Origin of the sequence: Flavonifractor sp. An10, from assembly GCF_002161215.1 — a bacterium.
Taxonomy (GTDB): domain Bacteria; phylum Bacillota; class Clostridia; order Oscillospirales; family Oscillospiraceae; genus Flavonifractor; species Flavonifractor avistercoris.
This window is the reverse complement of sequence record NZ_NFMB01000012.1, coordinates 41,482-55,979: the sequence shown is the minus strand read 5'-3', so window position 1 is coordinate 55,979 and position 14,498 is coordinate 41,482. Positions and strand designations below refer to the sequence as shown.

At 67.9% G+C, this 14,498-nt stretch carries 12 protein-coding genes and 1 other annotated feature; of the genes, 5 read left to right on the top strand and 7 right to left on the bottom strand.

Features of this window, described 5'->3' with window-relative positions:
• Positions 1 to 15 precede the first annotated feature (15 nt).
• From B5E42_RS18030 to ileS, 3 genes are all read left to right on the top strand, one after another.
• Complete coding sequence (locus B5E42_RS18030; RefSeq protein ID WP_087242206.1) at positions 16 to 519, top strand: cell division protein SepF; 504 nt, start codon at positions 16 to 18, stop codon at positions 517 to 519.
• Positions 520 to 758: 239 nt separating this feature from the next.
• Complete coding sequence (locus tag B5E42_RS18025) at positions 759 to 1,502, top strand: DivIVA domain-containing protein (RefSeq protein ID WP_087242204.1); 744 nt, start codon at positions 759 to 761, stop codon at positions 1,500 to 1,502.
• A 79-nt stretch (positions 1,503 to 1,581) separates the two neighbouring features.
• Positions 1,582 to 1,811: a binding site (T-box leader), on the top strand.
• A 136-nt stretch (positions 1,812 to 1,947) separates the two neighbouring features.
• Positions 1,948 to 4,743, top strand: coding sequence for an isoleucine--tRNA ligase (gene ileS / locus B5E42_RS18020; protein ID WP_087242202.1), 2,796 nt, complete (start codon positions 1,948 to 1,950; stop codon positions 4,741 to 4,743).
• Positions 4,744 to 5,263: 520 nt separating this feature from the next.
• On the opposite strand, the gene B5E42_RS18015 is transcribed toward ileS, so the two are convergent.
• From B5E42_RS18015 to B5E42_RS18000, 4 genes are read right to left on the bottom strand one after another with little or no spacing between them, the layout of a single operon-like run.
• Positions 5,264 to 6,025: an XdhC/CoxI family protein gene (locus B5E42_RS18015; RefSeq protein WP_087242200.1), complete on the bottom strand. Its 762-nt coding sequence runs from the start codon at positions 6,023 to 6,025 to the stop codon at positions 5,264 to 5,266.
• A complete protein-coding gene (gene yqeB / locus B5E42_RS18010; protein WP_087242198.1) occupies positions 6,013 to 6,816 on the bottom strand; it encodes a selenium-dependent molybdenum cofactor biosynthesis protein YqeB in 804 nt (267 codons plus the stop codon). Before yqeB ends, B5E42_RS18015 begins: the two co-directional genes overlap by 13 nt.
• Positions 6,804 to 7,526, bottom strand: coding sequence for a selenium cofactor biosynthesis protein YqeC (yqeC, locus tag B5E42_RS18005; protein ID WP_087242196.1), 723 nt, complete (start codon positions 7,524 to 7,526; stop codon positions 6,804 to 6,806). Before yqeC ends, yqeB begins: the two co-directional genes overlap by 13 nt.
• A gap of 3 nt (positions 7,527 to 7,529) precedes the next feature.
• Positions 7,530 to 8,087: a manganese efflux pump MntP family protein gene (locus B5E42_RS18000; RefSeq protein WP_087242194.1), complete on the bottom strand. Its 558-nt coding sequence runs from the start codon at positions 8,085 to 8,087 to the stop codon at positions 7,530 to 7,532.
• Between the two features lie 109 nt (positions 8,088 to 8,196).
• Here B5E42_RS18000 and B5E42_RS17995 point away from each other — a divergent pair, with 109 nt between their 5' ends.
• Entirely contained in the window at positions 8,197 to 8,640 is a 444-nt protein-coding gene (locus tag B5E42_RS17995; protein ID WP_087242192.1) for a nucleoside deaminase, read from the top strand.
• Between the two features lie 790 nt (positions 8,641 to 9,430).
• Here the strand turns inward: B5E42_RS17995 and B5E42_RS17990 are convergent.
• Genes B5E42_RS17990 through B5E42_RS17980 form a run of 3 tightly spaced genes read right to left on the bottom strand, consistent with a single transcriptional unit; the run spans position 9,431 to position 13,750 of the window.
• Positions 9,431 to 11,812: a transglutaminase domain-containing protein gene (locus B5E42_RS17990; protein WP_087242190.1), complete on the bottom strand. Its 2,382-nt coding sequence runs from the start codon at positions 11,810 to 11,812 to the stop codon at positions 9,431 to 9,433.
• Positions 11,809 to 12,813, bottom strand: coding sequence for a DUF58 domain-containing protein (locus tag B5E42_RS17985; RefSeq protein ID WP_087242188.1), 1,005 nt, complete (start codon positions 12,811 to 12,813; stop codon positions 11,809 to 11,811). The genes B5E42_RS17990 and B5E42_RS17985 overlap by 4 nt, the downstream gene beginning before the upstream one ends.
• A 4-nt stretch (positions 12,814 to 12,817) precedes the next feature.
• Positions 12,818 to 13,750, bottom strand: a complete 933-nt coding sequence (locus B5E42_RS17980; RefSeq protein ID WP_087242186.1) for a MoxR family ATPase — start codon at positions 13,748 to 13,750, stop codon at positions 12,818 to 12,820.
• A 257-nt stretch (positions 13,751 to 14,007) separates the two neighbouring features.
• Here B5E42_RS17980 and rimP point away from each other — a divergent pair, with 257 nt between their 5' ends.
• The gene (gene rimP / locus B5E42_RS17975; RefSeq protein WP_087242184.1) at positions 14,008 to 14,463 is read left to right on the top strand and encodes a ribosome maturation factor RimP; all 456 of its coding nucleotides are present in this window, start codon (positions 14,008 to 14,010) and stop codon (positions 14,461 to 14,463) included.
• Positions 14,464 to 14,498: the final 35 nt, after the last annotated feature.

Genomic DNA, 14,498 nt, shown 5'->3' with positions numbered 1-14,498 from the left:
GGGAGGTTTACCGACATGGGATTTTTGGACGAGATCAAGCGCCTGGCCCGCCCCTATGAGGACGAGGAGGACGAGGAGGAGTTTGACGACTACGAGCCCGTCTCCCGCAGCGAGCGGATGGACCGCACCGGCGGCGAGCGGCTGGAGCGCCGCGCCGCCAAGAGCAGCCAGGAGAATACCGGCACCCTCTACCCCGTGGAGAACGAGCGGCGCAGCAACAAGGTGGTCAACATCCACACCACCACCCAGCTGCAGGTGGTGCTGGTCAAGCCCGAGCGGTTTGAGAACGCCAGCGAGATTGCCGACCACCTGCGGGAGAAGCGCACCGTGGTGCTCAACCTGGAGTCCACCAACAAGGACATCGCCCGCCGCCTGCTGGACTTCCTGTCCGGCGTGGCCTACGCCAACGAGGGCAAGATCAAGAAGGTGGCCATTTCTACTTACATCATCACGCCCTACAACGTGGACATTCTCGGGGATCTGATCGACGAGCTGGAGAACAACGGGCTGTACTTTTGAGCAATTGATAATTGAGAATGGGAAATTGATAATTGGGAGGGAGACGATACCCGCCATATGGGCTCGGTCCCATCCCGGTTATCGAGGATCCATTGTCAATGGTCAATTGACTTGAAAATTGTGATTGGCAAGTGGATATTGGCAACTGCCGGGGGAACGATCCTGTGCTGCACGGTATCGTCCACCGCCTAATTATCCATTATCCATTGTCAATTATCAATTAAACCGGAGGTTTGAGTATGCTGACACCGCAGGAAGTATCGGAGCACGCCTTTGCCAAGGCGTCCTTCGGGGGCTATAACATGGCGATGGTGGACGAGTTCCTGGACGTGCTGACGGCGGACTACACCACCCTCTACAAGGAGAACGCCACCCTCAAGGCCAAGATGAAGGTGCTGGTGGACAAGGTGGAGGAGTACCGCTCCACCGAGGACGCCATGCGCAAGGCCCTGCTGACGGCCCAGAAGATGGCCGACGAGATGGTGGCCCAGGCGGAGAGCAAGAAGGCGGAGATGCTCAAGGACGCGGAGGCCCAGGCCAAGGCCCGCATGGCGGAGCTGCAGCAGGGCCTGCGGGACGAGCAGCTGCGCCTCACCGCGGCCCAGAACGCCACGGCGGCCTACGTGTCCAAGCTCAAGGAGCTGTACCAGCACGAGATGGACTATCTCAACGGCCTGTCCAAGCTCACCGCCGCCGCCCAGCCCGCCCCTGCGGCGGATCCGGTGGATACCGCGGTGGAGGACATCTCCCACAACGTGGAGAAGCTGGTGGCCGAGGAGAGCGCGGAGGCCGAGGCCGGCCAGCGGGAGGACACGGTGGATCTGGGCGGCCCCGCCCCGGAGAAGGAGGGCGGCCTGTACGCCGAGCTGCTGGAGCTGAGCCGCTCCCACGGCGGGGAGGAGGAGGCCGAGGAGCCCACCGAGCCCACCCGCCGCATCGACTTCGACCACCTCCAGTTCGGAAAGGACTACGAAATCCGGTAAAGCCTCTTGACAGAAGGCGGAATTACAGGTAAGATACTCGGAGACGCGGAAAACCGCGCCTCCGAGTGATTTTATCCAGCCAAACGCTGTGACGAGGACGAGTACCGCCCCCAACCCTGTGCAGAGAGCCGCCGTTTTTGGTGCAAGGCGGACAGGGCGGGCCGGGAAGATCACCTCCGAGCCGCCGCCCCAACGGCCTCTTTGCCCAGTAGGTGCGGACGCCTGGCCCCGTTACCGGCCGTCGAGGGGCCGCGGCACGTCCGCGGCAATGAGAGTGGTACCGCAGAGGTTTGCGCCTTTGTCTCTTTGTGAGGCAGGGGCGCTTTTTGTTTGCCCGGGCGGCCTCTCGTAGGGGCCGACCTGTGTGTCGGCCCGAACCCCGCCGCCTAACCGCCCATTCTCCATTTTCAATTATTCATTATCAATTTACAAAGGAGAACCACCCATGGATTACAACCAGACCGTCCATCTGCCCCAGACCGACTTCCCCATGCGGGCCGGCCTGCCCAAGCGGGAGCCGGACATGCTCCAGGCCATGTACGACCACGATCTGTACCACAAGATGGTGGCACGCAACGAGGGCAAGCCCAAGTTTGTCCTCCACGACGGCCCCCCCTACGCCAACGGCAACATCCACATCGGCACCGCCCTGAACAAGATCCTCAAGGACATGATCGTCAAGCACAAGAACATGACCGGCCACTGCGCCCCCTATGTACCCGGCTGGGACACCCACGGCCTGCCCATCGAGTCCGCCGTGCTGAAGGACAAGAAGGTCAAGCGGGACGAGATGACCACCGCCCAGTTCCGCACCAAGTGCCGGGAGTACGCCGAGGGCTATATCGCCAAGATGACCGGGCAGTTCCAGCGCCTGGGGGTGCTGGGCGAGTGGGAGAACCCCTACATCACCCTGCTGCCCGAGTTTGAGGCCAGGCAGATTGAGGTCTTCGGCAAGATGGCGGAGAAGGGCCTTATCTACAAGGGCATGAAGCCGGTGTACTGGTGCCCCGCCGACCAGACCGCCCTGGCCGAGGCGGAGATTGAGTACGCCGACGACCCCTGCACCACCATCTTCGTCAAGTTCCCCGTGCTGGACGACAAGGGCAAGCTGGGGGGCCTTACCGATCTGAGCCGCACCTACTTCGTGATCTGGACGACCACCCCCTGGACGATTCCCGGCAACTACGCCATCTGCCTCAACGCCGAGTTTGACTACGTGCTCCTCCAGGTGCCCGGCGGGGACGTGTATATCCTGGCCAAGGATCTGGCCGAGAGCGTGTGCAAGGCCGCCCACATCGACTATGCCGCCTGCACCGTGCTGGCCACCCTCAAGGGCAGCGAGTTTGAGCTGATGAGTGCCAAGCACCCCCTCTTTGACCGGGAGAGCGTGATCCTCAATGGCGAGCACGTGACCCTGGACGCCGGCTCCGGCTGCGTCCACACCGCCCCCGGCTTCGGCGCCGAGGACTTCGCCATCTGCCGGCAGTACGACAAGGCGGGCCTGACCCACATCGGCGTGCCCGTGCCGGTGAACGCCAAGGGCGTCATGACCGACGAGCGCTACAACGGCCAGTTCTACGCCAAGGGCAACGACATGGTGGTGGAGGATCTGGAGCGAGAGGGCTTCCTGGTGGCCAAGGAGAACATCACCCACTCCTACCCCCACTGCTGGCGCTGCAAGAACCCCATCATCTACCGGGCCACCGAGCAGTGGTTCTGCTCCGTGGACGCTATCAAGGACGCCGCGGTGAAGTCCTGCGACGCCATCCAGTGGAAGCCCGAGTGGGGCAAGGAGCGCATGATCTCCATGATCACCGAGCGCTCCGACTGGTGCATCTCCCGCCAGCGGGTGTGGGGCGTGCCCATCCCCATCTTTTACTGCGACGACTGCGGGGCGGACATCGTCACCCCCGAGACCATCGCCAACGTGGCCCGGCTCTTCCGGGAGCACGGCTCCAACATCTGGTTTGACAAGGAGCCCCGCGACCTGCTGCCCGAGGGCTTCGTGTGCCCCAAGTGCGGCAAGGCCCACTTCTCCAAAGAGACCGACATCATGGACGTGTGGTTCGACTCCGGCTCCACCTGGGCCGCCGTGGCCGCGGAGCGCCCCTATCTGAAGTACCCCGCCGACCTCTATCTGGAGGGCGGCGACCAGTACCGCGGCTGGTTCCAGTCCTCCATGCTCACCTCCATCGCCGTCAACGGCGTGGCCCCCTATCACCAGATCGCCACCCACGGCTGGACTGTGGACGGCGAGGGCAAGGCCATGCACAAGTCCCTGGGCAACGCCGTCTCCCCCGACGAGGTCATCAGGGAGTACGGCGCCGACATGCTCCGCCTGTGGGTGGCCTCCGCCGACTACACCCAGGACATGCGCATCTCCAAGGACATCATGAAGCAGCTGAGCCAGGCCTACCTGAAAATCCGCAACACCGCCCGCTACATGCTGGGCAACCTGTGCGACTTCGACCCCGACACCCACGCGGTGGCCTATGACAAGCTGGAGGAGCTGGACAGGTTCGCCCTGGCCTCTTACAACAACCTGGTGAAGGCCTGCCGGGAGGCGTACGACCGCTACGAGTTCCACGGCGTCTACCGGGCCGTGTACAACTTCTGCGTGGTGGACATGTCCAACTTCTACCTGGACATCATCAAGGATCGGCTGTACTGCGGCGACGACGCCGGCCGCCGCTCCGCCCAGACCGCCCTGTACACCATCCTGGACGGCATGACCCGGCTCATCGCCCCCATACTGGCCTTCACCTCCGACGAGATCTGGCACGCCATGAAGCACGCCAAGGGCGTGGACGCCGAGAGCGTGCTGCTCAACGACATGCCCGGCTATGAGGAGAAGCTGGCCCTGGACGCCGCCGGACAGGAGCGCTGGGACAAGCTGGTCTCCCTCCGCGACGCGGTGAACAAGGCCCTGGAGAACGCCCGCAATGCCGGCGTGTTCAAGAAGGCCCAGGACACCGACATCACCCTGTCCGTCTCCGCCGCCGACGCGGCTTTCCTGGAGGGCGTGGATCTGGCCACCCTGTGCATCGTTTCCAAGGTCACCGTCACCACCGGGCCCGTGGAGGGCGAGAAGATGGAGGACTGCCTGGTGCCCTGCACCATCGCCGTCAAGCTGTCCGAGGCCCCCAAGTGCCCCCGCTGCTGGAACCACAACGAGCACATCGGCACCGAGGGACACCACCCCGAGCTGTGCCCCCGCTGCGCCGCCGTGGTGGGCGAGTAACCCCCATATCCGCATGACAAAAAAAGGCGCCCCAATCGCGGGGCGCCTGCTTTTTTGCCCGCCGGTGGGCGGGATGCCTGCCATGACCCGTAGGGGCGACCTGTGGTCGCCCGCTCCGAGCGGCGGAGGCGTTACGAAGTAAGCCTTCGCCGCCGGTCAGCTGCCTGTAGAACAGTTCGGGGGAAGTTCCAAGAAGGGGGAATCGCAATTCCCCCTTCTTGGTCGTTTCAAGGGGTGGGTGCAGGGCGTTTGGGCGTTAAGAAACGTGCCGGTGGCACGTTTTAGCCCAAAAGCAATCCAGGCGTAGCCACCTTAACCCGTGGAAATCGAAATTCCCCGCCCTGCTGGTTTTCCCCCGCTTTTGCCATCAAAAGCGGGGCGCCCGCCGCGTAGGCGCTCGCCGGAGGCCGGGCCTCCACTGAGCGGCCGCCATGTATGGCGGCCCTACGCACGGCGCGCCGGGCCGCCGCGCCCACGGAGCCAGCGGTTGCGTGGGAAAGCGGGCGGATGGTATCCGCCCCTACGGTCTGCGGACGATAAACTCCACGTCCATGCTGCCGCCGCAGACCATGCCCAGGCTGGCGGCGTCGGGGGAGAGGTCGTAGTGCCGGGTCATTTTAACGCCGCCGCCCTGCGCCCACAGGGCTTTGGCCTCCTGGACGGCCTGGAACTCCACCGCGCCGCCGCCGATGGTGCCCAGGACGGAGCCGTCGGGCCGCACCAGCATCCAGGTGCCCACGCCCCGGGGGGTGGAGCCGTGCTTGGCGGTAATGGTGCACAGCACGCCGGGCTCCCCCTCCGGCGGGGGGACGGCCGCCGGGCCCCGGCGGGAGCGCACCTGCACCAGCTGGGCGGCGATGGACAGGGCGATCTCCGCCGGGGTCTGCCCCCCGATGGGCAGGCCGATGGGGGCGCACACCCCGTCCAGCGCCTCCCGGGCGAACCCGGCCGCCGCCAGGGAGTCCTTCACCGCCGCCACCTTGGCCCGGCTGCCGATCATCCCGATGTAGGCGTACCGGCCTCTCAGCACATGCTCCAGGCAGTCCCGGTCGTGGACGTGGCCCCGGGTGAGCAGGCAGTAGTAGTCGTCCTCCCGGCTGCCCAGCTCCGCCAGGGCCTCCAGGAAGGGGGCGCAGATCACCCGCCGGGCCATGGGGAACCGCTCCGGGTTGGCAAACTCCGGCCGGTCGTCGATGACGATCAGCTCAAACTCCAGCCGGCCGGCGATGTGGGCCAGCTCCAGGGACACGTGGCCCCCGCCGCAGAGGATCAGACGCTCCATAACCCCTTCTCCTTTCCAAAATACAGCAGGCCCTCCAGCACGCCGCCGCCGATGGCCCGGGCCTTGTCGGAGACGGTGAAGCAGTGGCGCACCTCGCACCGGGGGTCGATGTCCCCCGCCTTCATGCCCTGTTTGACGGCCAGTCCGGCGGGGAGCATCCCCCGCACCACGCCGGTGAGCCGGGCGCACACCACCGACCCGGCCACCCGGGCCACCGGCGCGCCCTCCTCCACCCGGTCGCCGATGGCGGCCAGGGGCTCAAACATGCCGTCCGCCGGGGCGCGGATGATCCGCTCCTCGGTGTAGCCGCCGATGTCGCCGGGCACGCCAGTGTTGGGGATGGCGGAGCCCTCCAGGATCAGGCGGCCCAGATCGTGGCCCCGCTTGGTCTCCACCACCCCGTGGCAGTCCACCCCGGCGGTGAAGCCCGGCCCCAGGGCCAGGACGATGGGGGCGTCGGTGATGGCGGTGCCCAGGTTTCTCTTGGCCAGGATGGCGTCCACCACCCCGTCAAAGGGCAGCTCCTTCCGAATTTCCGCCCCCGGGTCGCAGAGCACGGGGATCTCCCCCCGCGCCATGGCGGCCAGGGCCTCCGCCTTTCCGGACGCCCGCCGGGCGGTGAGCCCCTCCACGGCAGCCGTCCCGTCGTACATGCACTGGGAGAAGGCCACCGTCCGCCGCACGGCGGTGGGCCGCTCCACCTCGGTCATCACCAGGTCAAGGCCCGCCCGGCGCAGCCGCACCGCCGTGCCCGTGGCCAGATCCCCGGCCCCTTTGATCAAAACCAGCATAACCCGCCACGCTCCTCCTCGGTATAGCTGTGAATGGCGCTCTCAATCCCCCGGGCGGCCAGCAGGGCCGCCGCCTCCCGGGCGTACTGCAGCCGCGCAGGCGTGTCCGCCTTGTTCAGCAGGCAGCGGAAGGCCATGCCCTCCGCCACCCCCTTGCGCCCCCCCTGGGGGTGGGCCAGCAGGGCGGCCACATCCGCCGGGGTGAGGAGATGCCCCTCCCCCGCGCCCAGCAGGGCCCGCACCCGCTCCGGCCGGTGGCAGGCGGCCTCCACGGCCTGTCCCACCCCGTCCAGGCCCGCCACCGCCACCACCGCGTCGGCGCAGGGGGGGATGGCCGGCTCGTGTCCCGCCGGGGCCTTCAGGGGCAGCATCTTGGCCCCGTCGGCCTCCACCAGCACCACGTCCGCCGCCCGGCGGCAGGTCTCCACCGCCGCGGCCAGGGTCAGCTTGCCCGTGGGCTCCCGCCGGCCGCACAGCACCACCCCGTGTGCGTCCACCAGGGCGCGGAGCTTCTCCCCGTCCGTCTCCCCCGTCAGGGGCAGGCGGGGGTGGGGCCTGATGTGGGTGGTGGTGGTGACAATGGCCGTCAGGCCGGCGGCCCGGGCCTCCCGGGCCAGGGCGAAGAGGGTGGAGGTCTTGCCCCCCGCCCCCACCAGGGCCACCACCCGGTGGCGCTCCGGCTCCAGGCGCAGCTTCTCCCAGATGTCCACGGCCTAACCTCCGCTCAGGTGCTCAATCAGGATCTTCACGCCGATGGCGATGAGCACCAGGCCGCCCACCAGCTCGGCCCGCCGCTGGAACAGGCTGCCCAGCCGCTTGCCCACCAGGCCGCCCACCAGGGACAGCGCGAAGGCCACCACGCCGATGACCACGGCGGAGGCCAGCACGGGCACGTTCATGAAGGCCATGGACACTCCCACGGCCAGGGCGTCGATGCTGGTGGCGATGGCCAGCAGGCACAGCCGCCTGGCGGAGAGATCCGCGGGGGCCTCGTCCTCCTCCCCGCCCCGGAGGGAGCCCCAGGCCATCCGGCCGCCGATGACGGCCAGCAGGCCGAAGGCCACCCAGTGATCCACCGTCTCTATGTACTGGCTGACGCTGCTGCCCAGCAGCCAGCCGGCCACCGGCATCATGAACTGGAACGCGCCGAACCACAGGCCCATCCTGGCGGCCTGTTTCACCCCGAAGCCGGGGATGGAGATGCCGCTGGACACGGACACCGCGAAGGCGTCCAGGGCCAGGCTGACGGCGATGAGAAAGATCTCGACCAAAGAAAATCACCCATTTTCAAAAAAGAAAGTTAGAACAGCTGAAAAGATTATAGCATACAGGAGAAAAATATGCTATAACAAATAGGAGTATGTGAGGGGGGAGATTGTCATGGAGCGGGAGGACTGGATGCGCCTGGCCCTGACCCTGGCCCGGGAGGCGGGGGAAGCGGGCGAGGTGCCGGTGGGCTGCGTGATCGTGAAGGACGGCTCCGTGGTGGGCCGGGGCCGCAACCGGCGGGAGGGGGAGCGCACCGCCCTGGGCCACGCGGAGATCGAGGCCATTGCCGACGCCTGCCGCACCCTGGGGGGCTGGCGGCTGAGGGACTGCACCCTCTACGTCACCCTGGAGCCCTGCCCCATGTGCGCCGGGGCCATCGTCAACGCCCGCATCCCGGTGGTGTGCTACGGGGCCAGGGACGACAAGGCGGGGTGCTGCGGCTCGGTGCTCAACCTGTTTGAGGAGCGGTTCAACCACCACCCCCGGGTGTACGGCCATATCCTGGAGGAGGAGTGCGCCGGGCTGCTCCAGGAATTTTTTGAAAATCTCCGCTGATTTCATGAAATTGTAACATCCGGCGCTAGGTTTGTTAACAACCCTCTGTTACCATAACACTTGCAAGAGACAGCGCTTCTTTTCATTCTATCCTCCAATTCAGAACGTCCGGCCGCGGGAGCAATCCCCGGCCGGACTTCTGCATTTGGCCGGTTTTTCCACATTTTCCACCGAATTTTCCCACATGACAGGAACTTTACAAAAAAAGATTGAAATTTAATACTCCTGTAACAGATGGAGTTTTTTTCGTTAACATCTCCTTGGTATGATCATACTCGCAAGAGACAGTTTCTTTTCATTTCATTGTATCCTCTTTCCTTCGATGAGGGCCGGACGTCAGGAGCAGGCGTCCGGCCCTTGTCGTTGCCGGCACAGCCGGCCCTGCGGCGTATACGAAACGGGCGGCGGGGGCAAGCCCCCGCCCTACGGGCTATGTGGGGCCCAAACATGCTGTGTGCCGCCGTAACCGCCAAAGTATTTCGGCGGCATAGCACCGATGGCGGCCCGGCGGGCCAGGCCGGTACAGCGCAGCGGCTGTCAGGGCCTGCCGGGTGATCGACGCGGGCCGCCCGGGGCGCGGCAGCGCCTGAAACGAACAGAAAAAGGAACCGGGCGTGGCTGCACGCCCGGTTTTTGCCTGGCCCGTACAGCGCTTGCCGCCGTGAACCCCCGTATTGGGGGGCGCCGAGTCGTCGCGCCCCACGGGGCCAGCGGTTGCGGGGGCAAACGGGCGGATGATATCCGCCCCTACGGGCCTGGCAGTTGTTATACCGCCCCTGGAGCCTGCGTCTCAATACAGCCCCAGCACGTACCGGAACAGGAGCCGCTTCCAACGGGGCAGGGCGGCGTCCACCCGGCGGGCCACGTCCCCGGCGGCGCGGACGGCGGCGTGCCGCTCCTCCTCGGTCAGGGTGTGGTTGGAGAACCGGGCCTTCTTGGCCAGCTCGGTGATCTCCTCCGGCGTCTCCCCGCCCCAGGGCTCCAGCCGCCGCAGGTAGCGGTAGACGGCCACGGCGGCCCGGTTGGTGTCCCGGTCTCCGAACCGCTTTTCCCTTCCCCGGCGGGCCAGACGGCGGCGGAGGGGGAAGGCAAGGACGAGGAGCAGGACGGCCAGCGGAACCCACAGCACCGACGGGTCGAAGCCCTGCCCGCCGTCCCCCTCCGGCTCCACGGCCTGGGAGGCGGTGGGGGCGGGGGTGTCGGTTTCCGCAGGGGCCTGTCTGGCCGAGGGCGTGGGGGTGGGGGTAGGAGTGGCCTCCGGCTCCGCCGTCACCCCGCTCTGCCCGGGGGTGGAGCCGGCATAGGCCGGGGTGACCTCCACCGGCTCCCAGCCGTAGCCCTCGATGTACACCTCCACCCAGGCGTGGGCGGCGGAGTCGGGCACCCGCACGTGGCCGGAGGCGGGCACGTCGGCCACGTAGCCCGCCACATACCGGGCTGGGACGCCGATCCAGCGCAGCATCAGCACAGCCGCGCTGGCGAAGTGCATGCAGTAGCCCCGGCGGCTCTCGGTGAGGAAGTAGGTCACATAGTCCTCCCCCTCCGGGGTGGCGGGGGTGTTGGGGTCGTACTGGGCGATGGAGGCCAGATAGTCCGCAACCATCCGGGCATAGACCACCGGCTCCGGCGTGCCGCGCTCCAGCGCATCCTGGTAGGCGGCAAGGCTGTCTTCGTCCAAAGGCCGGGCGGCGGCGCTGCAGTTCGCACTCAGCACGTCGTACAGCTCTGGATCATTCGGCAGCATGCGGTAGTAGATGCGGGCGAACTCCCGGTAGCCCTCCTCCGCCACGGCGGCGTCGCCGGTGAGGGCGCCCAGATCCCGGGCCGGGTCGGCGTCGGGCTGGACGTAGAGGGTGTGCGTCCAGATGTCCTCCGCCCGGGCCAGGTGGGAGTCGTAGACGAACTCCGCCCCGGACAGCTCGTCCGGCTGGGTGAGGATCTGGTAGGGTGCATACACATAGCCGGGGTCGGCCCCCACGTTGTGCACCGTCACCGCCGCGTAGTCCCCGGCTTCCCCGGACGAGCGGGCGGCCAGGGCGGGGAAGTTCAGGGGCTGACAGCCCCGGAGCTTGATGAGGTAGGGCAAGTGGCTCAGGTTCGGGTATTTGTCCGCGAGCACCTGCCCAGAGGCGTCCCCGTCCTCACCGGCGCTTTCCAAGTCCAGCTCCAGCGAGCTGTAGATGTCGTCGGGCAGGGGAAGCCAGCGCTCCCCGTCGTAGAGGGCGCCGGAGAAGCCCCGCAGGTAGATGCGGCCCTCCAGCTCGGTGTCCACCTCCAGCACCGTGCGGCCGGAGAAGCGCAGGGGCCCGCTGTTCAGGGACACCGAGCCGTCGGACGCGGCCAGCCGGCCGCCGCCTCCGCCGCCGAAGGGCCCGGTGCCGTCCAGCCAGATGTCGCTGTATTTTACCACCTGGCTGGTGATGTGCTCCAGGGCGTCGTCGGCCCAGGCGGGCCGCTGGTAGCTGTCCTGGGGCATCGCCAGGGTGAGGGCGGAGAGCAGCAATGCCCCGGCGGGGAGGGCCACCAGGTTGAGCAGGGCGGCCCCCCGGGGGTTCTGCCGCCCCGCCAGGGAGGTGAGGCCCAGCACGCACCACCCCAGCACCAGGGCCATGAGGGGGAGCCAGCCGGGGGTGACGGAGATGCACAGGGGGGCCAGCACCAGGGGCACGGAGCACCAGAAGGCAAACCAGAAGGAGCGCAGGCGCACGATGCCCAGGCCCAGCAGGGCCCCCAGGGGCACTGTCACCAGCAGCACCAGCAGGGTGGCCGCCGCCGTCCAGGTGTCGGCGGGCAGCTCCGCGGCGGGCTGGATCATGCCGTCCAGCCCCAGGCTCAGGCAGAAGGTGTTGACCACCGAGCAGCGGACGGACACCTCCCCCAGGGCCAGGCCGTCCCACATCCGCCACAGGGCGGCGCCCCACAGCCCGGCGCATACCGCCAGGGGGAGGGCCCACCACCGGCGGGGGAGAGACCACACCGCCAGGAAAATCAGGGCGCACAGGGCGCACCCGGCGTACACCAGGGGGAGGGACACGTCCAGGGTGAAGGCGGTGCAGAAGCTCCCCACCGCGCCGGCGAGCACCAGGAAGAGCAGCACCCCGTCCCCCAGCAGCACCAGGGGGCCCCGCTTCAGGGGGGCGGGGCGGTGCCTGCGGATTTTTTCGCGCCTCATAGTCCGCCCCCTTCCAGGCCGCTGGCGGTGACGTGGATGCGGCGCACCCGGCCCCCCTCGCCGGGCAGGCGGAGGGGCAGATCCAGCATGGAGGCCCCCGCCTCCGGCGCGGGGGCGGAGAAGGCCAGGGCCAGGCAGGAGAGCAGCGCCGCCTCGCTGTCCACCGGCCGACCCTCCGTGCCGGTGCCGCCGGGGCCGGCCCAGCGGATGTGGTGGGGCCGCTGCCGCTCCAGCAGCCAGCGGGACAGGGCGCACAGCCGGGCAAAGGTCTCGTCCAGCACCTCCGGCGCGCCGAAGCGGTCAAAGGTGAGCACCAGGGCGGCCCGGTGGGGCTCCAGGATCTCCTTCACCACCAGCTCGTCCCGCTTGGAGGACAGCTTCCAGTGGACGGAGCGCAGGGGGTCGCCGGGCCGGTAGCCCCGGAGGTCGTAGTCCTCCCCGGGGCCGCCGCCGGGCCGGGGCCGGAGGGCCGCCCCCTCGCTGCGGCCGGACAGCAGGCCGGGGGGCACCTCCAGCTCCACCGGCCGGGGGAGGGAGAGCACCTCCGCCGGGGCGGGCTTCCTCAGAGGGATGGGGAACAGGCCCAGCAGATCACAAGTCCACGCCCCCTCCGCCCGGCACGCCAGGCAGCCGCAGTGGGCGGCGGGGACGGTGAGCTCCCCGGCCGTTTCCCCGGGGGCGGGGGCCCAGGACAGGGCGTCCCCCTCGCCGGTGAGCCGGTTCTCCCACCGCAGGCGCACCTTCACCCGGGGCAGGGGGAAGGGGGTGCGGCAGTCCAGGGTGAGGCGGAAGGACGCCTCGCCCCCCCGGATCACCGTGGGGGCGGCGGGGGAGAGGGTGAGGGTGCAGCCCAGGGCCGCCGGCAGGCTCAGCGCCGCCGCCAGCACGGGCAGGAGCACCACCAGCACCAGGGTGAAGGTGGACAGGTAGAAGCGGAAGAAGATCTGAAAGAGCACCGCCAGCCCCAGCAGGGCGGCGTAGGCAATCCGTCGCCGGGCCATGGCGTCACCCGATCCTGGGGGCGCTGACCCTGGCCAGCAGCTCCGCCGCCGGATCAAAGGACTTGTCCCCCTCCGCCCGGGGGGAGAGGATCAGCCGGTGGGGCACCACGTCGGGGAACACCAGCTCCACGTCCTCCGGGTTCACGTAGTCCCGCCCCCGCACCAGGGCGGCGGCCTTTGCCATGGCGGCCAGGGCCAGGGTGGCCCGGGGGCTGGCCCCCTGGAGGATCATGGGGTGCTCCCGGGTGGCGCCCACCAGGCGGACGATGTAGTCCAGCACCTCGTCGGACAGGTAGACCGCCCCGGCCTTTTCCCGCAGAGCCAGCAGGCCCTCCCGATCCACCACCTGCTCCACGCTGTCCAGGGGGTTGCCCCCCTGGCGGCGGCGCACCATGTCCATCTCGTCCGCCGGGGCGGGGTAGCCCAGGGACAGGCGCACCATGAACCGATCCATCTGGGAGTCGGGCAGGGGCTGGGTGCCTGAGGCCCCCGCCGGGTTCTGGGTGGCGATGACCAGGAAGGGCCGGGGCACCGGGTGGGACACCCCGTCCACCGTCACCTGCCCCTCCTCCATGGCCTCCAGCAGGGCGGACTGGGTGCGGCTGGTGGCCCGGTTGAGCTCGTCGGCCAGGAACAGGTTGCACAGCACCGCCCCCGGCTGGTACTCCATCCGCCCCGCCTCCTTGTTGTAGAGGGTGAAGCCGGTGATGTCCGAGGGCATCACGTCGGGGGTGAACTGCACCCGGTTGTAGTCCAGGCCCAGGGCCTTGGAGAAGGCCAGGGCCATGGTGGTCTTGCCCACGCCGGGGATGTCCTCCAGCAGGATGTGCCCCCCGGCCAGAATGGCCAGCAGCACCCGGGCCAGCACCTCGTCCTTGCCCACCACGGCGCGGCGCACCTGGGCCAGAATGGCCGCCGCCGTCTTGCTCTCGTTCATGCCGGTTTGTCCTCCTTTGTACGCTCTTATCCACCATTTTAGCAGAGGAATTTGTTATGTCAACGCAAATTCGGTTACAGATCCCGCAGGGGGGTGCAAAAAATAGCCCAAAGCCCTTGCATGGCGGGATTTTTTGTGCTATAGTACGTATGATAGTAGTAGTGGTATGGTGAGAGTGGGGTTGCGGCTCCGCTCTTTCTTATTGAAAAAAGCGGGGCTGTAAATTTCTGGATGCCCCTGTGCAGGAGGGATTGCCCATGGCAAAAGTCACCGAGCTGGTGGCCGGTCTGGCCGCCCCCATCGCGGAGGAAAACGGCTGCTCCCTGTGGGACGTGGAGTACGTCCGGGAGGCGGGGCAGTGGTTCCTGCGGGTGTATATCGACAAGGAGGGCGGGGTGTCCATCGACGACTGCGAGGCGGTGAGCCGCCCCCTGTCCGACGCCCTGGACGAGGCCGACCCCATCGAGGGCAGCTACGTGCTGGAGGTGTCCTCCGCCGGGGCCGACCGGCCTTTGAAAAAGCCCGCCCACTTCCGGCAGTTCCTGGGCGCCGAGGTGGACGTGCGCCTCTACCGGCCCCTGGACGGCCGGAAGGAGTACACCGGGATTTTGCGGGACTATGCCGACGGGGACGTGACCATTGAGCTGGGCGGCGCGCCCCGCACCTTCGCCAAGAAGGACGTGGCCCAGGTTCGCCTGACCGTGCGGTTTTAGGGGGCGGCGGGGGCAAGCCCCCGCCCTACGCAGAG